The organism is Aminobacter sp. BA135 (genome assembly GCF_050859125.1).
Classification (GTDB): Bacteria; Pseudomonadota; Alphaproteobacteria; order Rhizobiales; family Rhizobiaceae; genus Aminobacter; species Aminobacter ciceronei.
In genome coordinates, this window is the sequence record NZ_CP139572.1 from 3,331,328 (window position 1) to 3,355,447 (window position 24,120).

Annotated in this window: 24 protein-coding genes, 1 tRNA gene and 2 pseudogenes; 21 read left to right on the top strand and 6 right to left on the bottom strand. The window is 62.2% G+C overall.

Going from position 1 to position 24,120, the window contains the following annotated elements; translation table 11 throughout:
- The first annotated feature begins 5 nt into the window (after positions 1–5).
- The 5 genes from ligD to SLT36_RS16150 are packed head-to-tail and all read left to right on the top strand — an operon-like array spanning position 6 to position 5,874.
- Positions 6–2,465 carry a DNA ligase D gene (ligD, locus tag SLT36_RS16130; protein WP_432283526.1) on the top strand — a complete coding sequence of 820 codons (2,460 nt, stop codon included), beginning with the start codon at positions 6–8 and terminating at the stop codon, positions 2,463–2,465.
- Between the two features lie 40 nt (positions 2,466–2,505).
- Complete coding sequence (locus SLT36_RS16135; protein WP_432283527.1) at positions 2,506–3,375, top strand: Ku protein; 870 nt, start codon at positions 2,506–2,508, stop codon at positions 3,373–3,375.
- Entirely contained in the window at positions 3,372–4,460 is a 1,089-nt protein-coding gene (locus SLT36_RS16140; RefSeq protein WP_432283528.1) for a tetratricopeptide repeat protein, read from the top strand. The genes SLT36_RS16135 and SLT36_RS16140 overlap by 4 nt, the downstream gene beginning before the upstream one ends.
- Positions 4,461–5,099, top strand: coding sequence for an alpha/beta hydrolase family protein (locus tag SLT36_RS16145; RefSeq protein WP_432283529.1), 639 nt, complete (start codon positions 4,461–4,463; stop codon positions 5,097–5,099).
- Between the two features lie 4 nt (positions 5,100–5,103).
- Positions 5,104–5,874, top strand: a complete 771-nt coding sequence (locus SLT36_RS16150; RefSeq protein WP_432283530.1) for an exodeoxyribonuclease III — start codon at positions 5,104–5,106, stop codon at positions 5,872–5,874.
- A gap of 46 nt (positions 5,875–5,920) precedes the next feature.
- On the opposite strand, the gene SLT36_RS16155 is transcribed toward SLT36_RS16150, so the two are convergent.
- Together SLT36_RS16155 and SLT36_RS16160 are read right to left on the bottom strand one after the other, a co-directional pair.
- Entirely contained in the window at positions 5,921–6,199 is a 279-nt protein-coding gene (locus tag SLT36_RS16155) for a DUF2218 domain-containing protein (protein ID WP_432283531.1), read from the bottom strand.
- A gap of 224 nt (positions 6,200–6,423) precedes the next feature.
- Positions 6,424–7,215: a GGDEF domain-containing protein gene (locus SLT36_RS16160; protein ID WP_432283532.1), complete on the bottom strand. Its 792-nt coding sequence runs from the start codon at positions 7,213–7,215 to the stop codon at positions 6,424–6,426.
- A gap of 371 nt (positions 7,216–7,586) precedes the next feature.
- On the opposite strand from SLT36_RS16160, the gene SLT36_RS16165 reads away from it, so the two are divergent.
- The 3 genes and pseudogenes from SLT36_RS16165 to SLT36_RS16175 form a co-directional block, all read left to right on the top strand.
- A complete protein-coding gene (locus SLT36_RS16165; protein ID WP_246790377.1) occupies positions 7,587–7,919 on the top strand; it encodes an ArsR/SmtB family transcription factor in 333 nt (110 codons plus the stop codon).
- A complete protein-coding gene (locus SLT36_RS16170; protein WP_432283533.1) occupies positions 7,912–8,394 on the top strand; it encodes an SRPBCC family protein in 483 nt (160 codons plus the stop codon). The genes SLT36_RS16165 and SLT36_RS16170 overlap by 8 nt, the downstream gene beginning before the upstream one ends.
- A gap of 364 nt (positions 8,395–8,758) precedes the next feature.
- Positions 8,759–9,616: pseudogene (locus SLT36_RS16175) on the top strand (integrase core domain-containing protein); the annotation flags it as partial.
- Between the two features lie 43 nt (positions 9,617–9,659).
- On the opposite strand, the gene SLT36_RS16180 reads toward SLT36_RS16175, so the two are convergent.
- Positions 9,660–9,749 (bottom strand) — tRNA-Ser (locus SLT36_RS16180).
- A gap of 377 nt (positions 9,750–10,126) precedes the next feature.
- Between SLT36_RS16180 and SLT36_RS16185 the strand changes: the two genes are divergently transcribed.
- The 13 genes and pseudogenes from SLT36_RS16185 to SLT36_RS16245 all read left to right on the top strand — a co-directional run bounded on the left by SLT36_RS16185 (position 10,127) and on the right by SLT36_RS16245 (position 22,617).
- On the top strand, positions 10,127–10,390 hold the full coding sequence (locus SLT36_RS16185) for a hypothetical protein (protein ID WP_432283534.1): 264 nt from the start codon (positions 10,127–10,129) through the stop codon (positions 10,388–10,390).
- A 52-nt stretch (positions 10,391–10,442) separates the two neighbouring features.
- The gene (locus tag SLT36_RS16190; protein WP_432283535.1) at positions 10,443–11,300 is read left to right on the top strand and encodes a COG4705 family protein; all 858 of its coding nucleotides are present in this window, start codon (positions 10,443–10,445) and stop codon (positions 11,298–11,300) included.
- 77 nt (positions 11,301–11,377) lie between these two features.
- Positions 11,378–12,055: a winged helix-turn-helix domain-containing protein gene (locus SLT36_RS16195; protein ID WP_432283536.1), complete on the top strand. Its 678-nt coding sequence runs from the start codon at positions 11,378–11,380 to the stop codon at positions 12,053–12,055.
- Entirely contained in the window at positions 12,042–13,418 is a 1,377-nt protein-coding gene (locus tag SLT36_RS16200) for a sensor histidine kinase (RefSeq protein WP_432283537.1), read from the top strand. The genes SLT36_RS16195 and SLT36_RS16200 overlap by 14 nt, the downstream gene beginning before the upstream one ends.
- Before the next feature lie 318 nt (positions 13,419–13,736).
- Positions 13,737–15,035: a septal ring lytic transglycosylase RlpA family protein gene (locus SLT36_RS16205; RefSeq protein WP_432283538.1), complete on the top strand. Its 1,299-nt coding sequence runs from the start codon at positions 13,737–13,739 to the stop codon at positions 15,033–15,035.
- A 150-nt stretch (positions 15,036–15,185) separates the two neighbouring features.
- Positions 15,186–16,319, top strand: a complete 1,134-nt coding sequence (locus SLT36_RS16210; RefSeq protein WP_432288362.1) for a D-alanyl-D-alanine carboxypeptidase family protein — start codon at positions 15,186–15,188, stop codon at positions 16,317–16,319.
- 114 nt (positions 16,320–16,433) lie between these two features.
- Positions 16,434–17,105, top strand: coding sequence for a dTMP kinase (gene tmk / locus SLT36_RS16215; RefSeq protein ID WP_432288363.1), 672 nt, complete (start codon positions 16,434–16,436; stop codon positions 17,103–17,105).
- Positions 17,102–18,157, top strand: coding sequence for a DNA polymerase III subunit delta' (locus SLT36_RS16220; protein WP_432288365.1), 1,056 nt, complete (start codon positions 17,102–17,104; stop codon positions 18,155–18,157). Before tmk ends, SLT36_RS16220 begins: the two co-directional genes overlap by 4 nt.
- 86 nt (positions 18,158–18,243) lie before the next feature.
- Positions 18,244–19,785 (top strand): methionine--tRNA ligase, encoded by a 1,542-nt coding sequence (metG, locus tag SLT36_RS16225; RefSeq protein ID WP_432283540.1) that lies wholly within the window; start codon positions 18,244–18,246, stop codon positions 19,783–19,785.
- A gap of 11 nt (positions 19,786–19,796) precedes the next feature.
- Positions 19,797–20,579, top strand: coding sequence for a TatD family hydrolase (locus SLT36_RS16230; RefSeq protein ID WP_432283541.1), 783 nt, complete (start codon positions 19,797–19,799; stop codon positions 20,577–20,579).
- Positions 20,580–20,583: 4 nt separating this feature from the next.
- Positions 20,584–21,399: an MBL fold metallo-hydrolase gene (locus SLT36_RS16235; protein ID WP_432283542.1), complete on the top strand. Its 816-nt coding sequence runs from the start codon at positions 20,584–20,586 to the stop codon at positions 21,397–21,399.
- Between the two features lie 262 nt (positions 21,400–21,661).
- Positions 21,662–21,907: pseudogene (locus tag SLT36_RS16240) on the top strand (helix-turn-helix domain-containing protein); the annotation flags it as partial.
- Between the two features lie 89 nt (positions 21,908–21,996).
- A complete protein-coding gene (locus SLT36_RS16245; protein WP_432283543.1) occupies positions 21,997–22,617 on the top strand; it encodes a class I SAM-dependent methyltransferase in 621 nt (206 codons plus the stop codon).
- A gap of 66 nt (positions 22,618–22,683) precedes the next feature.
- Here the strand turns inward: SLT36_RS16245 and SLT36_RS16250 are convergent, their stop codons facing one another.
- The 3 genes from SLT36_RS16250 to SLT36_RS16260 are packed head-to-tail and all read right to left on the bottom strand — an operon-like array spanning position 22,684 to position 23,866.
- On the bottom strand, positions 22,684–23,112 hold the full coding sequence (locus SLT36_RS16250; protein WP_432283544.1) for a DUF6691 family protein: 429 nt from the start codon (positions 23,110–23,112) through the stop codon (positions 22,684–22,686).
- 2 nt (positions 23,113–23,114) lie between these two features.
- On the bottom strand, positions 23,115–23,543 hold the full coding sequence (locus tag SLT36_RS16255; RefSeq protein ID WP_432283545.1) for a YeeE/YedE family protein: 429 nt from the start codon (positions 23,541–23,543) through the stop codon (positions 23,115–23,117).
- The gene (locus SLT36_RS16260; RefSeq protein ID WP_432288366.1) at positions 23,540–23,866 is read right to left on the bottom strand and encodes an ArsR/SmtB family transcription factor; all 327 of its coding nucleotides are present in this window, start codon (positions 23,864–23,866) and stop codon (positions 23,540–23,542) included. Before SLT36_RS16260 ends, SLT36_RS16255 begins: the two co-directional genes overlap by 4 nt.
- Positions 23,867–24,120 lie beyond the last annotated feature (254 nt).

Genomic DNA, 24,120 nt, shown 5'->3' on the forward strand with positions numbered 1-24,120 from the left:
CCGGAATGGCAGCGGAAAAGCTTCGCACCTACCGGCAAAAGCGCGATTTCACCAAGACGCGCGAGCCGCGCGGCGTCGAACAGGCGGGCGAGGGCAACCGCTTCGTCGTGCATAAGCACCATGCCACCGCCGACCACTACGATCTGCGCCTCGAACTCGACGGCGTGCTCAAGAGCTGGGCGGTGCCGCGCGGGCCGTCGCTCAATCCGGCCGACAAGAGGCTTGCCGTCGAGACCGAGGACCATCCGCTCGACTACATCGATTTCGAAGGCCTGATCCCCGAAGGCGAATATGGCGGCGGGCCGATGATCGTCTGGGACGGCGGCGTCTGGGCGCCGATGGAGGACGCCCGGGCGTCGCTCGACAAAGGCGCGTTCAAGTTCCGGCTCTGGGGCGAAAAGCTCAAGGGCGGCTGGATGCTGGCGCGGCTGAAGCCGAGGCCGGGCGAGGACAAGCGCAACTGGCTGCTGTTCAAGGAACACGACCCAGCGGCCGATGAGACGACCGACATCCTCGAAACCCGCCCCGAAAGCGTGAAGTCGGGGCGGCGCATCGAGGAACTGGTGACAGCGCCGAAAAAGCCGCCGTCGCAACCCGGCGACCTCAAGCCCGGCAAACTTGCGGGAGCGGTGCGGGCGGCAATGCCGGCACGGATCGAGCCGCAATTGGCTACCGCGGCACCCAAGCCGCCATCGGGCAAGGGATGGCTGCACGAGATCAAGTTCGACGGCTATCGGACCATGGTGCATCTCGAAGGCGGCGCGGCCAAGCTGATCACCCGCAGCGGCATCGACTGGACGAAACGTTATGGCAAGCTCGCGGCGGCATTTCGCGACCTGCCATGTGTCGACGCCGTCATCGACGGCGAAATCGTCGTTCTGGATGAAAAAGGCATCAGCCGGTTTGCCGCCTTGCAGGATGCGCTGGCCAGCGGACACGATGAGCTGCTGGTGTTCTACGCCTTTGATCTTCTGCATCTCAACGGCTGGGACCTGAGGGGCGCAGAACTCGGCAAGCGCAAGGCCATGCTGGAGATGCTGCTTGCCGGACATGTCCACGCGCAGTCAGCTCTGCAACTGAGCGAACATGTCGAGGGTGACGGCCAGGCGCTGTACGACCAGGCGACCGAACTGGGGCTCGAGGGCGTGGTGTCGAAGCGCAGCTCGGCGCACTACACCTCCGGGCGCTCGCACAGCTGGTCCAAGACCAAGGCGCTGGACAAGGGCGAGTTCTACATCGCCGGCTACACCACATCCCAAGCCGCAGAGGGCCTCGCGGCACTTGCGCTCGGCGAATGGGTGGACGGCGAGCTGCAGTACCGTGGCAAGGTTGGAACCGGCTTCGACGCTGAGACGTTGCAGTCATTGCTGCATCGGCTGGAAGGCCTGCGCGAGGGTGCGGCAAAGCTCGATGGCGCGCCCAAAGAGGTCATTCCAGTGCGGCCGGTGCTCAGCGCCCATATCCATTTTGCCAATCGCACCACCGACAATGCGTTGCGTCACGCCGTGTTCAAGGGGTTGCGCGAGGCCGAGCTGTCGGAGGCGCCCCAGGCACCGCGCAAGCGGCTGATCACCGATGCCGACCTTGCCGCCGTCACCATCACCAATCCTGAGCGCCGGATGCTGGGTAAATCCGGGCCTACCAAGCTCGACATCGCTGTCTATTATGCCGCCGTCGGCGATTTCATGCTGCCGCACATCATGGGGCGACCAGTGTCGCTGTTCAGGTGCCCGACCGGCCAGCACAAGGACTGTTTCTTCCAGCGCCACGCCTTCACCGGCATGCCGGCAACCATCGCGCGGTTCGAGACCAGGAACTCCGAGGACGAGACAAAAACCTACATTTCGGTCGAGGACGCCAAGGGTTATCTCGCGCTGGCGCAGTTCGGCGTCGTCGAATTTCATGTCTGGGGTGCGTTGCGCAAACGCCTGGATAAGCCAGACCGGGTCGTCTTCGACCTCGATCCGGGCGAGGGGATCGGCTGGCGCGAGGTCGTCGAGGCGGCCGTGCATGTCCGCGATGAGTTGACGAAGATGGGGCTGGTGCCGTTCGTGAAGACCTCGGGCGGCAGCGGCATCCACGTCGTCGTGCCGACGACAGGCAAGCTCGGCTGGAAGCAGTTCCATCAGGCAAGCAGCGAAATCTCGTCGCGGATCGCCAGGACCGCGCCCGACACTTTCACCACCGTGATGGGCAAGGACAACCGCAAGAAGCGCATCTTCATCGACTTCCACCGCAACGCGCGCAGCGCGACCGCTGCTGCACCCTACAGTCTTCGCGCCCGCACCAACATGCCGGCGTCGACCCCATTGAGCTGGGCCGATCTCGAGTCCATCGACGCTCCAGCGGATTTGAACTATTCTTCGCTTCCCGGACTTGTGGCCAGGTCGGGCGATCCTTGGGCAGAGATATCAGATCATGCCAAGGACTTGCCGGTCGAGGTCACTGCTAAGAGTAAGTCTTGACCACGAGTATGTCTTGAGTTGTGTCGCGTAGGAGACAAGCATGGCACCAAGGGCAAGTTGGAAGGGGTATCTGAAACTCAGTCTGGTCAGTTGCCCGGTGCGGCTGTACCCGGCGACCAGCACGAGCGAGCGCATCAGCTTCAATCAGCTGCACAAGGACACGCACAACCGCATCAACATGAAGCCCGTCGATCCGGAACTCGGTCTCGTCGAACGCTCCGACCTCGTCAAAGGCTACGAATACGAAGACAAGAAGTATGTCGTGATCGACGAAGCCGACATCGACAGCGTCAAGATCGAATCCAATCACACGATGAACATCGAGGCCTTCGTCGACGAGGGGGCGGTCGACGTCATCTATCAGGACGCACCCTATTACCTCGCCCCCGATGGCGCGATGGCCGAGGAAACGTTTGCCGTGTTGCGTGAAGCGCTGCGCAAGTCGGGCAAGCTTGCCATCGCCCGCCTCGTCCTGTCGAGCCGCGAGCGCGTGGTGACCATCGGTGCGCGCGAAAACGGCATGTTCGTCTGCACCTTGCGCAATCCCAGCGAAGTGCGTGGCACGGCGGAGTATTTCGGCAACATCCCGGCCGGAAAGCCCGAGCCGGAAATGCTCGAACTGGCCGAAGCGCTGATCAAGCAGAAGCATACGACGTTCGATCCGAAGAATTACGAGGACCGCTACGAAATCGCCTTGATGAAGATGATCAAGGAGAAGCTGAAAGGGCACAAGCCGATCATTGCGGCCGCGCCTGAGCGTGGCAACGTCATCAACCTGATGGATGCGCTGAAGGCCAGTCTCGGCCAGGCCAAGCCGCCGGCCAAGAGCAAAACCAAGGCCGAACCGGCGGCAGAGAAGCCGGCGGTTGCGGCCGCTGGCGGCGGCAAGACGGCGAAAGGCAAGAAGTGACGGCAATTACGGGCAGGATTTTTGGCCTGGTCGGTGCGCTTGCCGCCTTTCCCAGGCGGCTCGCCGTGCGCGAGGTCGCCCGCCAGGGCGGCGAACTGCAGCATGGCGTGACGCGGCGTACGACCGATGTCGTTATCGGCAGAAGCTTGCTCGGCAAGCTCGATGAAGAGCAGTTGGAAGCGCGGATTGATGCGGCCTGGACCGCCGGCCGTCCGGTGCTCAGCGAGAACGGATTTCTCCGGGCACTCGACCTGCTGGACCGGGTCGAGGGAGCCGAAATGCCTCGGCAATCGCTGGTCGAGCAGTCACGCATCGCGCCACGGGCCTTCGACTTGCTGTCGCTGTTCGACGCCTTCGAAAGCGACAGCGAACCCTATGCGTTTCGCGACCTGATCCTGGCGAGGAAATATGCCGGGCTTTTGGCCGGCGGCGCGACCTGGAGCGCGATAGCCAGGTCGGTCCAACGCTCGGGTGCGGTGGCATCGCTGAGCGCGCTGTCGCTGCATGCCGACGGCAAGGACGCGATCTACGCCCGTCTTGGCGCTGATCTCGCCGAGCTGGACGGCCAGCGGCTGCTGCCGCTGGGACGAAGCGGTGACGCCGAGCTCGAGGAGATGTTCGTGCTGGCCGAAGAGGCGGAGGAGGGCGGCGCCTATGCCGAGGCCGCGGCACTCTATGCGCGCTGCCTTGCCGCCGATCCGGGCGACAGCGTCGCGGCATTCAACCGGGCCAACTGCCTGCGCGCGGCCGGCAACAATCAGGAAGCGATGCAGACCTATCTCAAGGCGATCAAGCTCGACCCGAGATTTGTCGAAGCCTGGTTCAACCTCGGCGGGCTGTTTGCCGCCGAAGGCAAGGTGCATACCGCACGACGCCATCTCAAGAAGGCGGTGGCGCTCGATCCGACCTATGCCGATGCGATGTTCAACCTCGCCAACCTCGAATATGAGGCCGGCGACCTGGCCGAAGCCAGGCGCTGGTGGTCGCTCTATCTCGAACTCGACGGAACGTCTGAATGGGCGAAGACCGCCGCCAAGGGCATCCAGTATGCCGATCTGCATCTCAGGGAACGAACGGCAAGCTAGATGGCGGTGACTTTTCTTTTCGATGGGCCGGAGGATGCTGATGTCACCGTGCTTCTGGCCCATGGCGCGGGCGCGCCGATGGACTCGGCGTCGATGACGGCTGCGGCGAATGCGCTTGCCAAGGTCGGCATTCGCGTGGCGCGCTTCGAATTTGGCTACATGGCGGCGCGGCGGAGCGACGGCGCACGAAAGCCACCGCCAAGGGCGGAAACGCTGAACCCCGAATACAAGGCAGCCGTTGACCAACTTGCCGCCAAGGGACCGCTTGTCATCGGCGGCAAGTCGATGGGCGGGCGTGTCGCCAGCATGGTCGCCGACGAATTGTTTGCGTCGGGCAAGATCGTCGGGCTCCTGTGCCTTGGCTATCCGTTCCACCCTCCGGCCAAACCGGCGCAGTTGCGCACCAAACATCTTGCGGCACTGAAGACGCCGACGCTGATCGTTCAGGGCACACGCGACGAGTTCGGCACGGCCGAGGAAGTTCCCGGCTATGAGCTGTCTGACCGCATCGAGTTGCTTTGGCTCGAGGATGGCGACCACGATCTCAAGCCGCGCAAGAGCATTTCCGGCTTTTCCGCCGCCGACCATCTGAAAACGCTGGAAAATGCGGTTGCTGCCTGGTCAGCCCGGCTGACCTGACCGAATGAAGATCGCCACCTTCAACGTCAACAACGTCAACCGCAGGCTCGAAAACCTGCTGGCTTGGTTGAAGGAAGCAAAACCCGATGTGGTGTGCCTGCAGGAGCTGAAGGCGGCGGACACACAGCTGCCGCGTTCGGCCATCGAGGCGGCGGGTTATGGCGCGGTCTGGCTGGGACAGTCGACATGGAACGGCGTGGCGATCCTTGCCCGCGATGCCGAGCCGGTCGTGACACGCTGGGAGCTGCCCGGCGACCCCGACGACCGCCAGGCCCGCTACATCGAGGCTGCGGTGAACGGCGTGTTGATCGCTTCGCTCTATGCGCCGAACGGCAATCCACAACCGGGGCCCAAATTCGATTACAAGCTGGCCTGGCACAGCAGGCTCAACGCCCATGCGGCAACGCTGCTGGCCGCCGATGTTCCGGCGGTGCTTGCGGGCGACTTCAACGTCGCGCCCGAGCCCCGCGACGTCTACGCAACCAAATCTTACGACGACAACGCTCTCGTCCAGCCCGAGAGCCGTACCGCCTTCAGGCAACTGCTCGATCAGGGCTGGACCGATGCCATTCGCAAGACCTTTCCCTCCGAGGTGGTCTACACCTTCTGGGACTACAGGCGAAACCGTTGGCCGCGCGACGCCGGCCTGCGGCTCGATCATCTGCTGCTCAGCAACAAGATGGCCAAGCGGCTGACTGGGACTGGCGTCGATCGCGACATACGCGGCCGCGTAGACGCGAGCGACCATGCCCCGGTTTGGATCAGCACGAAGTAGCCGGCTTGCGGCTACCTCATGACTGGTGGATGGATTGCTCGATCGCTCAAGCCGGACGCCACTCGAATTTCAGTTCCTCGCGGAAGGCGAAGCGCACGATATGGTCGACAACGACCTGTTCCATGCGGGGCAGGTCTTCGGCCTTGACATTGACCGTCAGCGTATGGTCGTCGGCGCGCAGGTCGACAACACGTCCTTCGCCAAGGTCGATGCGGCCTTCAGCAGGTGAAAAGTCGACTGAAAACTTGTGGCTCCAGTGCTTGCAGAGCTGCTGCAAATAGCGGCTGGCGTGTTCTGTGGCGACTGATGCAGTTGATCTGGGCATGATTGTCCTCGGAATGATTGTCACCCTGGGCGCCGACAGGGCGGATGTAGTCTCGCGATTTCGTCAAAAATGCGAGGCCGGGGCGCTGTGTATGGCAAGGTGGCTCTGCGCGATACGCCTTGCACTGTCGCAGAACGAAGGGAAATCCGGCAGAACGAGTTGATGTTTAGAGCCAGCGCCTGTTCCGAAGGGCTGGCGGTCGCCTTATGAGAGACCGTACCGCTTCAGTGGAGCGAAGGGCGGGAAGGCGAGGAGCCTTGCCGGAGGTGGGCGTATTCGATGCGGTTGCGTCCCTTCTCCTTCGCCGCCTGCATCTGGCGATCGGCAGTGAGCAGCAGCTCGTCGGCGGTCGCGTCGGTTTCAAACAGCACGGCGCCGACGCTCACGGTCAAGGGCCAGGTCAAACCGCCGGCAACGGGTTCGAAACTCGCCTCTGCAACCGCATTGCGGATACGCTCGGCAACTTTCTCGGCATTCGCCTTGGTCGCTCCGGGCAGGTAGACGGAGAATTCGTCACCGCCGATGCGCCCGACAAGATCGCCGCTTCGCACCGAAGCACGGATGATTGCGGCGATCGCGCTGAGCGCCTGGTTGCCAGCGGCATAGCCGATCTGCTCGTTGAGGCGTCTGAGATGATCCATGTCGATCACCAGCAGCGCGCCCGGCCGCCGCCCCGTCGCAGAGCTCGTTGCAATGACGTCGATTGCCGCGGTGAACAGCGGGCCGGTGAGGCATGACGTCAGGCTGTCATGTGCCAGCTCCTGGGCGTATTTCTGCTTCAGCGAAGCGTTTTCGGTCAGGCTCAGGCCCAGCAGCACAAGCAGGGGGGTGATGAAGAGCAGTGGCAAGACAAAAGCGTTGACCGCGTCACGCCAGAGAAGTTCAGCATCCACACCGGCAAAGACAAGGACACGGAAGCCCAGTCCGACGATTACGAACAAAAGCGCACCAGCCAAGGTCAGCAGCGCGACCTGGCCCCACCGGCGCTGTGTTATCGCATTCAGTCTGTCTAGCATGCGTACCCAGCCGAAAGTCTTTCCAAGGATTTAAACCTTACCGCCATATCTACGTAATACGCGCGGCGAGGGGGCACTTTGACCGAGAGGCCACAGTTACGAAGTGTTATGGCTAAGGGAGGGTTAAGGACCACTTCGCAAACTGACCGGCGTGCCTTGCTGTCATCTAGCCTAACAATAGCGATGTTTCGGATAAGACCCGTGGCGGACCGTAGCCGATGAAGCAGAGAACTACGTTCCTCCACTCGGCACGAGCGCCGCTTGGTTAGGCGCTCCGCGCGCTTGACAAGCGGGACAGCGTCCGCATAATTCACCTAAAAGGATGAATTATGCGCTACGAAGGACCATCGGCTTACCTGGACAGGACGCTAATGGCACTCGCCGATCCTGTTCGGCGGCGCATATTGCAGCGATTGGGGGCCTCAGAATCCCGCGTCACCGACGTTGCCGCCGAGTTTTCAATCTCGCTGAATTCGGTGAGCAAGCACATCCGTCTCTTGGAGCGAGCGAGGCTCATCGAGCGGAATGTGTCCGGGCGTGAGCACATACTTCGCTTCCGCCCCGAGCCGCTCTCTGAGGTTCAACAATGGATCGCGGCTCAGCAAGCCTTCTGGGCGAGCCGGCTTCAAGCCATCGACGATCTTTTGACGGCCGAAGATGCGGCGAGTGAGATACCACCTCGCAAGGAGAAGAAGCGTGTCTAGAACCATTGAAGCGAAGACGCGCCATGAGTTCAAGGCGTCGGCCGAGCGCGTATTCGATGCATGGCTTGATCCGGTAAAAATGCGGTCCTGGGCGGCGCAACCTGTTCCGGGAATGCCCTCATTCGATATTCGTAGGGTCGAGATCGACGCGCGAGTCGGCGGCAAGTTCACCTTTTCAGATATGCGGGAAGACGGCGAGGCAGTCCATTGGGGCTACTACCTCGAAATCGATCGCCCCCGGAAGCTTGTCTTCACCTGGTTCACCTCGGAGGAGGAAGAACAGGAGAACAACTCCCTCGTCACCCTGACAATCGAACCGCTCGACAACGGATGCCGAGCGACCATCGTGCACAGTATGGACGAGCGCTGGGCCGAATGGGCGAAGCAGACAGCGGCTGGCTGGGCCTTCATGCTGCGCCAGATCGACTTGTATTTCGGGGCGGAAGCAAACGGCGACCAGAGCAGCGTCCAGTAGGCGGTATGCATTGCGAGGCGCCCCGCAACGGGTCACAATCCTGCGATGCCTGCCCGGATCAAGCCCGCACGACCTCGTGCAGCTATCCTCTATGAATAGGGGGTATCTCGCGCACTTACCGTTAACGGCCTAGCGTCGCGAAGACATTTCGAACCCGCGGGGTTCGCAAGCCCGAGCGGGCATCGCGCGGCCAGTGCGCCCCATCGGAGCCGTCAGCGAAGCAAACCGGCGTGAGACATGAGCGACCCGAGACATAGGTGACGTTTCGTACCGGACACATGGGTAACACTTTTGGCTTTTGGCCGGAGGTGTTGATGCCGTGGAAGGAGAGTTCGGTGATGGTCTTCGTTTTGTTGCGCGGCTGGTCCATGCCGTGCTCGACCGCCACGGCCTTGTCACGCGCGCCGGTCAGAGGCGGCGCTGCAAGGCCGAGGGCATGCCGCTGTCGGCGGCATGCTGCCCCAACGATCTGTGGTGTGTCGATTTCAAGGGCGAGTTCAGGCTCGGCAATCGCCAGTACTGTTACCCTTTGACGGTGACCAACCAGGCCTCGCGCATGATCCTTCTGTGCGAAGCCCTCGAATCAACGCGGGAGGTGCCCGTCGTCGAAGCCTTCGTGAGGTTGTTCAAGCAGCGCGGCCTGCCGGCGGCGATCAGAAGCGACAACGGGCTGCCCTTTGCCTCTCCCAACGGGCTCTACAATCTGTCCAGGCTCTCGGTCTTCTGGCTGCGGCTGGGCATCGACATCGAGCGCATCAAACCCGGCAACCCGCAGCAGAACGGCAGGCATGAGCGTATGCACCGGACCCTCAAGCAGGAGACGACCCGGCCGCCGGGCATGAACATTCTACAGCAGCAGGCCAGGTTCGATGCATTCGTCAGCGAATTCAATGCCGAACGACCGCACCAAGCGATCGGCATGAAGGTGCCGGACGAACTCTATAAGCCCTCTTCAAGAGCCTATGAGGGGCTGCCAGACCTGCATTACCCCTTCCATGACCGCGACATCCTCGTCACCGCCTGTGGCCGCATCTGCATGCACCGTAAGAAGATCAATATCCCGACCGTGCTCGCCGGCCAGAGGCTCGGAATCACTGAAGTCGACGACGCCATTTGGCTCGTCTCCTTCATGCACTATGATCTTGGCTATATCGACCTCGAACAGAGGACCCTGCAGACCATCGACAACCCGTTCGGCACGAGGTTGTCACCCATGTCTTAGGTGCAAACTGTTACCTATGTCTTCGGGCTGTACACCGCCTGCATGGCGGAGAGAGTGGGATTCGAACCCACGGAGAACTTGCGCCCTCGACGGTTTTCAAGACCGTTGCCTTAAACCACTCGGCCATCTCTCCAAACCATTGCAGCCGCTGTGCTATTCGCCTAGTCCGACACGGTCGGATCGGCTGGGGCGCAGGGCTTGCAACCATCTGGTCACGAGTGCCGCGTTTATAACTTTCCTTGGCGCGCCGTCAACGCCACCAAGCTCAAACTGGATGAGAAACACCCAACATCGTCATTGGGCGGCAAGTGGAGGCTCCGGGCTTTGGCAAGCCTGTAACAATGCCGAGCCGTAAACCCGGCAAGAGCTTTCTTACGAAACCGTATGTACCCAGACAGGACCATTAGACATCAGCCCCGTAGACATCTCCAGGCCAGCGTCGACTGCGGACGGCTGATAGCGCGACAGGTCAAATTGCCGGCCTTGCCGGCTTCCAACGGGATGATGGATATGACGAAAACCCTTGTTGTCACCGCACTCGCACTGTTGCCGACGCTGGCGTCGATTTCTTCCTTTGCCCAGGCCGCCGATGCAGTGCCATGCGAAAAGATGCTGAGCGACGTCAACGCGGCTATGCAGACGACGAAGGCCGATGATGCTGGCAGGGCCAAGGCGGCTGACCTCAAGGGCAAGGGCCTCGAACGCTGCAAGGCCGACGATGACGCCGGCGCCGACGCGTTCTTCGAAAAGGCATTGAAGGTGCTCGGCGGTTAGCGCCGGCCATTTCGGCCTCTTTCCTAGCGTCCCTGCAACGAGGAACAACGTCATGACGACGGCGACCAACCGTGCGCAGATGCAAAACAAGGTCCCCGCGGTCACGTTCAACTTCTGGCTGATAAAGCTGCTTGCGGTGACCGTAGGCGAAACCGCCGCCGACTATATGAACCTCGACCTCGACCTGGGATTGGCGACGACCTCGTGGATCCTGAGTGGCTTGCTGATCGCAGCCCTTGCCCTGCAGTTCGCACAGGTCAAATACGTGCACTGGATCTACTGGGTGAGCGTCGTGCTGATCAGCGTCGTGGGCACACTGGTGACCGACAATCTCGTCGACAATTTCGGCGTTAGCCTGGAGGCGACGACGCTGTTCTTCAGTGTCGTGCTGGCCGCCACCTTCGCCCTCTGGTACGCATCGGAAAGGACGCTGTCGATCCACACGATCGTAACGACCAGGCGAGAAACCTTCTATTGGCTCGCCGTCCTGTTTACTTTCGCACTCGGGACTGCCGCCGGCGACTTGACGGCTGAAGGGTTGGGATTCGGCTACCTGGAGGCCGGCGTCATCTTCGGGGTGATCATTGCTGCAATCACATGCGCCTACTATGCGTTCAGTCTGAACAGCATCCTTGCCTTCTGGCTGGTCTACATCCTGACCAGGCCGCTGGGAGCGTCGTTCGGCGACCTGTTTGCGCAGCCGACAGAGCATGGCGGACTGGCTTTCGGCACAACCTTGACCAGCTTCATCTTCCTCGCCGGCATCGCAGCGCTGATCCCGTTCATGACGACGCGGACCCAGGGCAAGCAGGAGCGGCGTAGATGTCCGCTGAGATCGCATCCTGATGACGGTGGCCGGCAATTTGCCACATACCGTCGGCCCGCCTCCACGGCGCCCTCCACGGAATGACCACGAAGTGGTATCATAAGCCTTGATTGCCGGCCCTGTCGGGGCGACGGCGGGGCGACGGGGAGCGGGCAGGCAGCATGCGCATACTTGTCGTTGAGGACGACAGGAAGACCGCCGACTACACAGCGAAGGGGTTTTCCGAGGCAGGGCATATCTGCGACGTCATCATGGACGGCCAGGACGCTCTGTTCCAGGCGATGCGGAACGCCTATGACGTGCTGGTCGTCGACCGGATGATCCCCAGTCTCGACGGCCTTTCCCTGGTCAAGGCGCTACGCGCCGCCAATGTGAAGATACCGGTGCTGTTCCTCACCTCGGTCTCAGGTGTCGACGATCGCGTCGAGGGCCTCGAAGCAGGCGGCGACGACTATCTGGTCAAGCCCTTTGCCTTTTCGGAGCTGCTGGCGCGGGTCAACGCCCTTTCGCGCCGGCCGCCAGTGCAGGACCAGAAGACCATACTGACCGTGGCCGACCTCGAACTCGACGTGGTCAAGCGACGGGTGGCTCGGCGAGGGCAGCCGATCGAGCTGCAGCCGCGAGAGTTCAAGCTGCTCGAGATCCTGATGCGCAACGAAGGCCGCGTGCTGACCCGTACCATGCTGCTCGAACGCGTCTGGGACCTGCATTTCGACCCCAGGACCAGTGTCGTCGAAACGCATATGAGCCGGCTTCGCGCCAAGATCGACCGCCCCTTCGACGTGCCGCTGCTGCACACGGTGCGCAATACGGGCTACACCTTGCATGCTGCGCTCTAGCCTGTTTCGCAGCACGCCTTTTCGTCTGGCGCTTGGGTTCGGCACGCTGTTCGTCTGCGCATTCCTGGCCATGGGCCTGATAACCTACCAGCTGATGCGGGCCGAGCTTTCGCGGGGGCTCGACAATTCGGCGCGGGAAATCTGGGAAGTTGTTGCTGCAACCAACGCCGACGGCGATCTCGAGGACATTGTCGGCGCGGTCGACAATTATGCCCGCTTGAGCAACGGCCAGGACCGGATCTTCGTCCTGCTCGACCCCGAGGGCAAGCGCCTTGCCGGCAACTTTGCCAGGCCGCCAGTCGAAAGCGGACTTTCTATCCTGTCGGCGGAAGAGGCAGGGCTCAGCGGCGAGGGCAACTACCGCGTCGTTTCGGGAAAGGTCGGTGACAACTGGCTGTCGGTCGGGCTCAGCCTCGCCGAGACCGATCGCTTGGCGTCGATCGCGCTGAAGAGCATGGGGTGGGCGCTTGCCATCGTCATCTTGACGGCCTTCGCGCTCAGCGCGTTCCTGGCGACCCGCATCCGCAGGCGCCTCGACAGTATCGCCGATACGATGGACGACGTTTCCAACGGCAAGCTCAGCTCGCGCATTCCGCTTATCGGCAATGGCGACGACATCGACGCCGTATCGAGGCAGGTCAACACTGCGCTGGAGCGCCTGGCGGCTCTCGTCGAGGGCATGAGGCAGGTCAGCACCGACATCGCCCATGACCTCAAGACACCGCTCAACCGGCTACAGATGGTACTCGAAACGGCAGCGGAAAAAATCGAGCGCGGCGAGCCGGCATCGGGCGACGTTGCCGAGGCGCGCGCCGAAGGGCATCAGATCAATGAAACGTTCGAGGCCTTGCTACGCATCGCCCAGATCGAAGCCGGTGCGCGCAAGGCGCGTTTCGCCGAGGTCGATCTCGCCGGCGTGGTATCGTCGATCGGCGAGATCTATGCCGATGTCGCAGAGGACGACAGCAAGACGCTGACGGTCTCTGCCGCCGCCGGCGGCGACTGTTTCGTCATCGGTGACCGGGAGTTGCTGATCCAGATGTTTGCCAACCTGGTCGAAAACGCCATCCGGCATTGCCCCATGGGCACCCGCATTGCTGTTTCGCTGGCACAAACTGGCGGATGCCTCATCGCGGAGGTAGGCGACGACGGGCCGGGCATTCCTTCAAGCGAACGGGAAAACGTCTTCCGCAGACTTTACCGGCTCGATAAGAGCCGTACCACCTCGGGCACCGGGCTTGGGCTGAGCCTGGCGCGCGCAATAGCCGACCTGCACGGGGCGTCGATAACGCTGGAAGACAACAAGCCCGGCGTGAAGGTGGTCGCCAGTTTTCCTGCCATCGGGAACACAAACACTCAGTGAGGCCATTTCAGTCGTCGACGTGGATTATCCTCTTGTTTTGGATTTTGCCATACTGGACTGAAAACAATAGTTTTCTTGCGCTGCGCCGCCGCATCTGTTCTGTTGCGGCGAACTTGGTTGAGGTCAAATTGCCCGAGGGCATGCGCCGTAATTGCGCCGCAATCTCGCCCGTTTTGGACCACAGTCGATTAATAGGCTGGCAAGCATTACCTGCGCACATAGGGGACTGGGGATACGTGCGCGAGCTGACTCCACTTAAGCGTAACGGCGCTGCGCCTTTGGCGGCGCCGGAGTAGACTGGCAGGGGACTTCACGACAATGCAGAACTCGACGCGGACGCGTTTTGGGCGCGTAGCCACGGTCAGCATTCTCGCAGCAACGGCAGTTTTCATTGCCGGCTGCGCCTCCCAGAAGCCGACCACAGTCGCCGGCAAGAAGCGCTCCAAGGAATATTTCGCCGAGTCCGAATATGGCGTGAAGGCAAGCCCGCGCGTGACGACAGCAATGTCGAACCTGCCGCGCGGCGGCGGCCGCGACCAGACCGGCAAGCCCTACAAGGTGCGCGGCAAGTGGTACTACCCAAAGGAAGACAAGAATTACGCCGCGATGGGCCCAGCCTCATGGTACGGCGACGCCTTCCACGGCCGACTGACCGCCAATGGCGAAATCTACGACATGACGCATCTGACCGCGGCGCATCCGACCATGCCGCTGCCGAGCTATGCGCGCGTCACCAACACCAAGAACGGCTCATCGGTGATCGTGCGCATCAACGATCGTGGACCTTATTCGAACGACCGTGTCATCGACCTCTCCAAGCGCGCCGCCGAGATGCTCGACTATGCCCACAGCGGCACGGCCAATGTGAAAGTCGAATATGTCGGTCGGGCACCGCTCGACGGCCGCGACGACCAGTATCTGCTGGCGTCCTACCGCCCGGGCAAGGGCATGGCCGATCCGATCAATGACGGCTTGCCGGCTGGCGTGATGATTGCCATGAACGGTCCGACGCCGAGCGTCGGCGTCGGCCAGGCGGCAGCCTTCCCGGGCACGATGACCACCAAAGCAGCGCCTGCAATGATCCAGCAGGCCAGCGCGCCAGCCAACACGCTTGCCGCCCAGGCGGTCCAGTTCGAACAGCCTGTCATGGCAGCGCAAGGGCAGGGCATCGTCGACGTCGTGCTGCCGGATTTCGGGCCGATCGCGCCTGAACGTCCCGATGGTATGATGGTGCCGCAAACCCGGGTTGCGCTCGCCACCATGGGCTACGCCAGCGAAAGCGAAGGCGCTGCCGCCAGGGCCTTCAACGCCCTGGCCGGAAAATCGATGACGTCGAGCGACATCGTCGATTCCTGGAAGCGCCTCAATCCGGGACCGCGCGCCCAGCAGAATCTGGAAGCTTATGTCGCAGCCGGCACCTTCGAAGACAACGCCGAAGCCCAGCGCGTCGCCAAGGCATTGTCCGCCTACGGCCGCGCCAAGGTCGAGCAGTCCGACTTCGAGGGCAAGACCTGGTATTCGGTCGACCTCTATCCCGATGGCAAGACCTCGCTCGACGCCATGCTGAAGGCGGCCTGGTCGCATGGCGCACCCGACGCGTTTGCGGTTCACGATTAAGGCATTCGCGCCTGCGGAGCTGTGGCTATCTGTCCCGCCACGGTTGATCCCATCGATCGAAGACTGATAGGTTCACGACGCTCGACCGGAACGGGGCCGAACGGGGCAGTATCTCTCATGAATTTCAGACTATCCGCGCCGCTCAGCTTGATGATCGGCTTGCTTGCAGCGCTTGCCTTCACAGGACAGGCTGAGGCTCAGCTGTTCGAAACGAAGGCCACCCAGGCCTACATGATCGATGCCGAAACCGGCACCGTGCTGTTTTCGAAGGATCCCGACAAGCCGATGGCTCCGGCCTCGCTGGCCAAGCTGATGACAATGGAGGTGGTGTTCAACGCCATCAAGTCGGGCCGCTACAAGCTCGACGATACTTTTGCAGTGAGCGAAAACGCCTGGCGCACCGGTGGCGCCGCATCGCGCGCCTCGACGATGTTTGCCGCGGTCAAGTCGCAGATCCGCATCGAGGACCTGATCCAGGGCGTTACTGTACAACTCGCCAATGACGGTTGCATCGTGCTTGCCGAAGGCATGGCCGGCTCGGAAGCCAATTTCGCCCTGCAGATGACCGAACGCGCCCGCGAGATCGGGCTTCAGAAGTCGACATTCGTCAACTCTACGGGCCTGCCGGCGCCCGGCCAGACCACGTCAGTGCGCGAGCTTGCCACGCTCGGCCTGCATATCTGGCGCACATATCCCGAGTTCTACCGCTATTACGGCCTACCGGAGTTCAACTGGAACAAGATCCTGCAGCGCAACCGCAATCCGCTGATCACCATGGACATCGGCGCCGACGGCATGGCGGCCGGATTCACCGAAGGCGAGGGTTTTGCCATCGTCGGCTCGGTCAACCGAGAGGGCAGGCGGCTGTTTGCCGCCATGGCCGGCCTTGCCAGCGACCGCGAGCGCTCGGAAGAAGCACGCAAGCTGCTCGACTGGGGCATGCGATCCTTCGAGAAGTCGGAGATCTTTGCCGCCAACGAGACAGTCGGCGAAGCGCAGGTGTTTGGCGGCACCAAGTCGCATGTCGCCCTGGTGGCGCAGAAGCCGATCTCGCTGTTCCTGCCGATCACCAATCGCGAGCGGCTCGTCGCCCGCATCGTCTATGATGGCCCGGTGGCGGCTCCGATTGCACAGGGAACGCCGATCGGCTCGTTGAAAGTCTGGATCGGTGACACGCTGAGCCAGGAAACGCCGCTTTACGCCGCCGAAGCGGTCGAGGTCGGTTCACTGCAGAGCCGCGCGCTCGACGCGGTCAAGGAACTCGCCGTCGGCTGGCTCAGATAGTTCGGGTGGACCTTTGCGGCTCTCGACGCTAGAGCTTCGGCACCTACATTAAGAAATGCCGTGAGGCCGTTCGTGCGGCATGACGTGCGGTGCAGCGGACAGAAAGGCATTGGTTTGGCGCGCGGCTTCTTCATCACATTCGAAGGCGGCGAGGGCGCAGGCAAGTCGACCCAGATCGAACGCCTGGCCAGCAAGCTTCGCGACAAGCGCTATGACATTCTGGTTACGCGTGAGCCCGGCGGCTCGCCCGGAGCCGAAGCGGTGCGCCATGTGCTGCTGTCGGGTGCCGCCGAGCCATTCGGACCGGAAATGGAAGCGCTGCTGTTTGCTGCCGCGCGCTCCGACCATGTCGAGCAGGTGATCCGACCGGCCGTCGAGCGTGGTGCCATCGTGCTGTGCGACCGCTTTCTCGATTCGTCGCGTGTCTACCAAGGGGTTACAGGCGACCTCGATCCCGACTTCATGGCGGCTGTCGAGCGCGTGGCAATCAATGGCATGATGCCCGACATGACGCTGATCCTCGATCTCGACCCGACCGAAGGCCTTCGGCGCGCCACTGCCAGGCGCGGACAGGATGTGGCCGACCGTTTCGAGAAGGAGACCGTCGAGATCCACCAGCGCCGGCGCGAGGCCTATCTGGCGATTGCCGAGAACGAACCTGAGCGATGCATCCTTATCGACGCATCGAGGGATCAGGAACAGGTCGAGCACCAGATAACCGACGCCGTCTTCGCCGCCCTCGAGGCGCGCGCTACTGCCGGCAGCCGGGCCAGGGCCGACGCCTGATGTTCGAACGCATCGCCCCCGAACAACACGACACGCTCGACGGCATTGCCGAGCCGGCTGAAAACCCGCGCCTGTTCGGCCATGAACAGGCGGCCGCGATGCTGACCGCGGCCTATCGCTCGGGCAAGCTGCCGCATGCCCTTATCCTCGCCGGCCCGGTAGGTATCGGCAAGGCGACACTGGCCTTTCACCTCGCCAATCATCTGCTGCGTCATTCCGACTATCGCAGTGCGCCGGAAGAGCTGGCGCATCCAGACCCGAAGTCGGGACTGTTCCGCCAGGTTGCCACCGGCGCGCATCCTTCGGTGCTGCACCTGACGCGGCCGCAGAACGACAAGACCAAGGGTTTCAAGTCGGTCGTGACAGTCGACGAGATCCGAAAAGTGTCGCGTTTCCTGTCGATGACCTCGCATGATGGCGCCTACCGTGTCGTCATCGTCGATCCGGCCGACGACATGAACACCAATGCCGCCAATGCGCTGCTCAAAAACCTTGAAGAGCCGCCGGCGCGTACACTGTTCGTCCTGATCGTCCATGCGCCCGGCAGCCTGCTGCCGACGATCCGTTCGCGCTGCCAGACCATCCGCCTGACCCCGCTCGACGACAATGCGCTGCTGGCAGCCCTTGCTGGCACCGATCAGCCGGCGCCTGACGAGCCGGAGGCGCGCGCGGCACTGGTGCAGCGGGCAGGGGGCAGCGTGCGCGCTGCCATCCTGCTCACCCAGTATGGCGGGCTGGAGATCGCCGAAGCGCTTGACAGGATCGTGCGGTCCGGACGCAACGACATCGGCGCCGCGCACAAGCTCGCCGATGCGGTGGCGGGCAGGGACAGCGCCATCCAGTTCGACGTCTTCAATCGCCGCGCGCTCGACCTGCTGTCGGATACGGCGACGCAAGCTGCCTACAACTCCGACCTTTCACGGGCCAACGCCTTGTCCGATGCTTGGCACGACGCGCAAAACGCGATATCCGAGACCGAGACCTACAATCTCGACAAGAAACAACACGTCCTGGCCATGATCGACCGCTTGAATGCCGCATTGCGAATGTGACGCTCGTCCGAGCCGGATGGCAAACGCCATGCCGATGCGTTATCTGACCGCGACCCTTTCAATCCGACATTCATGACGGCCCACCCATGTCCCGCGAAAAATTCTACATCACGACCGCGATCTCCTATCCCAACGGCAAGCCGCATATCGGCCACGCCTACGAGCTGATCGCAACCGACGCTCTTGCCCGCTTCCAGCGCCATGACGGCAAGGATGTCTTCTTCCTCACCGGCACCGACGAGCACGGCATCAAGATGCTGCAGACGGCCAACCGCGAAGGCATCACTGCGCGTGAACTGGCAGACCGCAATTCGAACGAATTCAAGAAGATGGCAACACTTCTGAATGCGTCGAACGACGATTTCATTCGCACCACCGAAGAGCGTCACTATGCTGCCTCCCAGGCAATCTGGAAGGCGATGGCTGACAAGGGCGACATCTACAAGAGCAGCTATGCCGGCTGGTATTCGGTGCGCGACGAAGCCTATTACGGCGAGGAAGAGACCGAAGTCCGTCCCGACAATGTGCGCTATGGCCCGCAGGGCACGCCGGTTGAATGGGTCGAGGAGGAGAGCTACTTCTTCCGCCTGTCGGCTTATCAGGACAAGCTGCTGGCGCTCTATGACAACCAGCCCGACTTCATCGGTCCCAACGAGCGCCGCAACGAAGTTGCGAGCTTCGTCCGTTCGGGCCTGAAGGACCTGTCGATTTCGCGCACGACATTCGACTGGGGCGTGCCGGTGCCCGGCGACGACAAGCACGTGATGTATGTCTGGGTCGACGCGCTGACCAACTACATCACGGCGCTCGGCTATCCGGACACCAGCGCCGAGAAATGGACTTACTGGCCTGCCGTTCATATCATCGGCAAGGACATCGTCCGCTTCCATGCCGTCTACTGGCCCGCTTTCCTGATGTCCGCCGGCATCGAGTTGCCGAAGAGGGTGTTCGGCCACGGCTTCCTGTTCAACCGCGGCGAGAAGATGTCGAAGTCGCTCGGTAACGTCGTCGATCCGTTCACCATGGTCGAGCATTATGGCCTCGACCAGGTACGCTACTTCCTGCTGCGTGAGGTTCCGTTCGGCCAGGACGGCAGCTACAGCCACGAGGCAATCGTCAACCGCACCAATGCGGATCTCGCCAACGACCTCGGCAATCTTGCGCAGCGCTCGCTGTCGATGATCGCCAAGAACTGCAATGGCGTGGTGCCGCAGCGCGGCGAATTGGCTGAAGCCGACAAGGCGATCCTCGACCAGGCCGTGGCGGCGCTGGCGACGGCGCGAAAGGCGATGGCGGAGCAGGGTATCCACCACGCCCTCGCCGCGATCTTCGCCGTCGTTGCCGAGGCCAACCGCTACTTCGCGGCACAGGAGCCCTGGGCACTGAAGAAGACGGACCCGGCGCGCATGGAAACGGTGCTGTGGACCACGGCCGAGGTGATCCGCCGCGTCGGAATCATGTGCCAGCCGTTCATCCCGGCCTCGGCAGCCAAGCTGCTCGACCTGCTTGCTGTCACCGACCGGGACTTCGTCCATGTCGACGCCGCGCATGCGCTGGTCTCGGGTGCGGTACTGCCGGCACCGCAGCCCGTGTTCCCGCGCTATGTCGAACAGGCAGCGGAAAGCTGAGGCCGGCAGAAATGTTGGTCGACAGTCATTGCCATCTCGACTTTCCCGATTTCGCCGAGGAGCGCGCCGGTATCATCGCGCGCGCCAAGGCGGCGGGCGTCGAGCGCATGGTCACGATCTCGACGCGCGTGAAGCGCTTCGAGCAAATACTTGCGATCGCTGAAGAATTCGGCGAGGTTTTTTGCTCTGTCGGCACCCATCCGCACAACGCTGCGGAAGAACTCGACGTGACGACCGCAGATCTGGTCCGGCTGGCACAGCACCCGAAAGTTGTGGCGATCGGCGAGGCCGGCCTCGATTATTTCTACGACAAGTCGCCACGCGACGCCCAGGCCCAAGGGCTTCGCGTGCACATCGCGGCATCCCGGGAAACCGAATTGCCGCTGGTCATCCACGCCCGTAACGCCGATGACGACATGGCTCATATCCTCAAGGAGGAAACAGGGAAGGGTGCCTTCCCCTTCATCCTGCACTGCTTCTCGTCAGGGGCCGAGCTGGCGCGCATCGGCGTCGAGCTTGGCGGCTATGTCTCGTTCTCCGGCATCCTGACGTTCAAGAACTCGGCCGAGCTGCGCGAAATCGCCAAGGACGTGCCGCGCGACCGGCTGCTGGTCGAAACCGATGCGCCATACCTTGCGCCGCCGCCGCATCGCGGCAAACGCAACGAGCCTGCCTTCGTGGCGCAGACGGCTGCAGTGCTGGCCGAAACCATCGGTGTCAGCGCAGCGGAAGTCGCCGACATCACCACAGCCAACTTCTTCCGGCTGTTCACCAAGATGCCGAGGCCAGCCTGACGCCATGGCCGACGTGCTGCGCCTTACCATTCTGGGTTGCGGCTCGTCGCCAGGGACGCCGCGCATCACCGGCGATTGGGGCGCCTGCGACCCGGCCAATCCAAAGAACAGGCGCACCCGCGCGGCGGCCATGGTCGAGCGCATTTCCGACACCGGCGTCACGCGCGTCGTCATCGACACGGGGCCGGATTTCCGCGCCCAGATGCTGGCCGCAGGCGTTCGCCACATCGACGGCGCGGTCTACACGCACCCGCATGCCGACCATATCCACGGCATCGACGATCTCAGGGGCTATGTGCTCGAGCGTGGCAGCCTGGTTGATATCTGGGCCGACGTTTTCACGCTCGACAGGCTGAAACAGGCATTTGGCTATTGCATCGAAACGCCGCCGGGCAGCTCGTACCCACCGATCGTGCGGCCGCATGTCATCGCACACGACCAACCATTCGACATAACGGGAGAGGGGGGTGCCCTCACCTTTCTGCCGCTGCCGCAGGTGCATGGCGACATCATCTCGCTCGGCTTCCGTGTCGGGCCTCTGGCCTATTGTTCCGACGTCAGTGACTTCCCCGATGCGACTGTCACATTGATGATGGGCCTGGAACTGCTCGTCGTTGACGCCTTGCAGCATAGGCCGCATGTCAGCCATCTGTCGCTCTCGGAGGCGTTGGAGTGGATCGAGAAGCTCAAACCAAGCAAGGCCGTGCTGACCCATATGCACGTGCCGCTGGACTACGCCGCCGTCATGGACGCCACGCCGGCACATGTCGAACCGGCCTATGACGGCATGACGATCGAAATGCCGTTTCCGACAGAGTGATAAGCTGACTGTTTGACGCGGCTGAGTGGCATCGCAGCCGGCCAATAACGCGCATTATTGACGGCGAATGCGTCCAAGCCGATCGTCAGCCAAGCTTGCAGAGACGACCGGAACGGCAAAACCCAGCTAATCGGCGCTTCTGTAAGACATACTTGTTCCATAATCTATCTTATGCGACATACTGGTACCCTTGGGGTGGGTTCTACCTTGAAGTGCGACTTTGCAGCGATACCAATGGGTTATCGCACGCAAGGAACCGCAGATGAGACGCACCTACTCTCAGATCGATTTGGATGAGCGCCGCAAGATTGAGCGCTGGCGTCGAGCGGGCGCCAGCGTAGAGGCGATCGCCGAAAAGCTCGGTCGCCATCGCTCGACGATTTTTCGGGAATTGCGCCGCAACAGATTCGAAGATGCAGAGATGCCGGATCTGACCGGCTACTTCTGTGTCGCGGCACATGGCCAGGCCCAGGAACGTCGCAGCCGATATCGCAAGCTTGTTCGACATTCGCCCAGAACTCACATTGCAAATCGATGCCAATCCATGTCCCCTTGAGGCCAATCGAGCTGGACACGTCAGAAGACTGGAGCCGTGCTGTGAGCGATGATCGCGCCTCCCATTGGGAAACCATCTACGGCACCAAGGCCGAGGATGCTGTGAGCTGGTATCAGCAGACGCCTGAGCCGTCGCTGACGCTGATCGAGCTTACCGGAACGGTGCCGGCGTCAGCAGTCATTGATATCGGCGGCGGCGCCTCGCATCTTGTCGACGCATTGATCGGCCGAGGCTTTGACAAGATTACCGTACTCGACCTCTCGCAGGCTGCTCTCGATGCCGACCGCCTGCGTCTCGGGCCGGACGCAGATCGCGCTACCTGGATCCGCAGTGACGTGACGGCCTGGCAGCCAGACCGCGGCTACGACCTCTGGCACGACCGCGCCGCGTTCCACTTCCTCACCGACGCCTCAGATCAGGCAGCCTACGCCGCCGCGTTGAGGCGCGCGCTGAAGCCGGGCGGCCATGCGATCATCGGCACTTTCGCACCCGACGGTCCTGAGAAATGCAGCGGACTGCCGATCGTCAGGCACGATGCCGCCAGTATCGGCACATTGCTGGGCGACGGCTACGAGCTCGTCGACACGCGCCGTCACGACCACAGGACGCCATGGGACAGCGTGCAGCTGTTCCAGTTCAGCACGTTCCGCAAACGGGGCTGACGACCACCCTGCCCGTATATTAGTCGTTACTGGATCGCCGCAAGGTCGCGGCGGCACAGCAACAGGTCATACCGGTGCCGCGACACGCCCGGATGCAAACGCCCTGGCCAGCCACATGCCGACAAACATCATTGGCAGGAAGGCATATGTGCCGGCAGCTCCGAGCGTGGTTGCCGTCAGTGCTGGCCCCGGGCAAAAGCCGCCAAGTCCCCAGCCGATGCCGAAAATGGCCGAGCCCAGCAGAAGCGGCCGGTCGATCTCCGTCTTGGCCGGAAGCTGGAACGCGGCAGCGGCCAATGGCTTTGAGCGTTTGAATACAAGGCGGTAGCCGACGAATGCGGTGATGACGGCGCCACCCATGACGAAGGCCAGCGACAGATCCCAGGTGCCAGTCACGTCAAGGAAATTCAACACCTTGGCCGGGTCGGACATGCCTGAAACAACGAGGCCTATGCCGAACAGCAGGCCAAGCGCGAGATTGACAAGAAACGACATGGTCAGTCTCCTAAGACGTGCCGGACGATGAAAACCGTGACGAAGGCCGTGGTCATGAAGGTGACGGTGGCAAGCAGCGACCGCATGGACAGCCGCGACAGGCCGCAGACACCGTGTCCACTGGTGCAGCCGCTGCCATAGACCGAACCAAAACCGACCAGCAGACCGGCGATGGCCATCAGCGAAAGGTTCGATGAAACGGTCTGGAGCACCTCGTTTCCGGATGCCATCAGATAGATCAGGGGTGCGGCGACCACGCCGAGAACGAAGCCGAGGCGCGACGGGAAGGCACCGTCGGCATAGGGCGGCAAAAGGCGGCTGGCGATGCCGCTGATGCCCGCGATGCGCCCTTCCCAGGCTATCAGCAGCATGGCCGCCAGGCCGATCAGGATGCCGCCAGTTGTCGACGCGATGGGGGTAAATTCAGTCATTGTTCCTGCTTTTCGTTCGAGATTGGCGCGGTCGCCGGCCCACAGAACATGCGGTAGAGCAGCGCAACCATTTCCGCGACGCGCTCGTCAGCCAGACGATAGAAGACTGACTTCGATTCCTTGCGGCCGGCAATCAATCCGGCGTCGCGCAGCTCGGCGAGCTGTTGCGACAGGCCCGGTTGTCGGATACCGAGGCGGTCTTCGAGATCGCGCACCGAACGCTCGCCGTCGACGAGGGCACAAACGATCATCAGGCGATTGGGATTGGCGAGCTTCTTCAGAAATTCTGAAGCCTCCCCTGCCCGTTCAAGCAGTTCAGACATCGCCTTGTCGGCTTCGGGATTCACGGCATCGACCTCGGTTTGGGTGTGCGCATGTCCGGATCGCACTAGCGCGCCGTTTGACGGCGCCCGCATTGGTTCGCTTTCCTAAGTTACGTATGCATAGTTGCATTTTTTTGCAATCAATATTCTGCATATGTTAAGGCGCGAAACGAAGCGCGCGGATTGGCAAACGGCAGAAATTGGTCAGAGGCCGAGCTCGCGTCCGGGCAAATGTGCAACGGACGACATCGCCG

What these genes read in the sequence shown, in the direction of transcription:
- ligD (WP_432283526.1), top strand. Translation starts at nt 6, where the DNA reads ATGGCAGCGGAAAAGCTTCGCACCTACCGGCAAAAGCGCGATTTCACC.
- SLT36_RS16135 (WP_432283527.1), top strand. Translation starts at nt 2,506, where the DNA reads ATGGCACCAAGGGCAAGTTGGAAGGGGTATCTGAAACTCAGTCTGGTC.
- SLT36_RS16145 (WP_432283529.1), top strand. Translation starts at nt 4,461, where the DNA reads ATGGCGGTGACTTTTCTTTTCGATGGGCCGGAGGATGCTGATGTCACC.
- SLT36_RS16150 (WP_432283530.1), top strand. Translation starts at nt 5,104, where the DNA reads ATGAAGATCGCCACCTTCAACGTCAACAACGTCAACCGCAGGCTCGAA.
- SLT36_RS16155 (WP_432283531.1), bottom strand. Translation starts at nt 6,199, where the DNA reads ATGCCCAGATCAACTGCATCAGTCGCCACAGAACACGCCAGCCGCTAT.
- SLT36_RS16160 (WP_432283532.1), bottom strand. Translation starts at nt 7,215, where the DNA reads ATGCTAGACAGACTGAATGCGATAACACAGCGCCGGTGGGGCCAGGTC.
- SLT36_RS16165 (WP_246790377.1), top strand. Translation starts at nt 7,587, where the DNA reads ATGGCACTCGCCGATCCTGTTCGGCGGCGCATATTGCAGCGATTGGGG.
- SLT36_RS16185 (WP_432283534.1), top strand. Translation starts at nt 10,127, where the DNA reads ATGACGAAAACCCTTGTTGTCACCGCACTCGCACTGTTGCCGACGCTG.
- SLT36_RS16190 (WP_432283535.1), top strand. Translation starts at nt 10,443, where the DNA reads ATGACGACGGCGACCAACCGTGCGCAGATGCAAAACAAGGTCCCCGCG.
- SLT36_RS16195 (WP_432283536.1), top strand. Translation starts at nt 11,378, where the DNA reads ATGCGCATACTTGTCGTTGAGGACGACAGGAAGACCGCCGACTACACA.
- SLT36_RS16200 (WP_432283537.1), top strand. Translation starts at nt 12,042, where the DNA reads ATGCTGCGCTCTAGCCTGTTTCGCAGCACGCCTTTTCGTCTGGCGCTT.
- SLT36_RS16205 (WP_432283538.1), top strand. Translation starts at nt 13,737, where the DNA reads ATGCAGAACTCGACGCGGACGCGTTTTGGGCGCGTAGCCACGGTCAGC.
- SLT36_RS16210 (WP_432288362.1), top strand. Translation starts at nt 15,186, where the DNA reads ATGATCGGCTTGCTTGCAGCGCTTGCCTTCACAGGACAGGCTGAGGCT.
- metG (WP_432283540.1), top strand. Translation starts at nt 18,244, where the DNA reads ATGTCCCGCGAAAAATTCTACATCACGACCGCGATCTCCTATCCCAAC.
- SLT36_RS16230 (WP_432283541.1), top strand. Translation starts at nt 19,797, where the DNA reads ATGTTGGTCGACAGTCATTGCCATCTCGACTTTCCCGATTTCGCCGAG.
- SLT36_RS16235 (WP_432283542.1), top strand. Translation starts at nt 20,584, where the DNA reads ATGGCCGACGTGCTGCGCCTTACCATTCTGGGTTGCGGCTCGTCGCCA.
- SLT36_RS16250 (WP_432283544.1), bottom strand. Translation starts at nt 23,112, where the DNA reads ATGTCGTTTCTTGTCAATCTCGCGCTTGGCCTGCTGTTCGGCATAGGC.
- SLT36_RS16255 (WP_432283545.1), bottom strand. Translation starts at nt 23,543, where the DNA reads ATGACTGAATTTACCCCCATCGCGTCGACAACTGGCGGCATCCTGATC.
- SLT36_RS16260 (WP_432288366.1), bottom strand. Translation starts at nt 23,866, where the DNA reads ATGTCTGAACTGCTTGAACGGGCAGGGGAGGCTTCAGAATTTCTGAAG.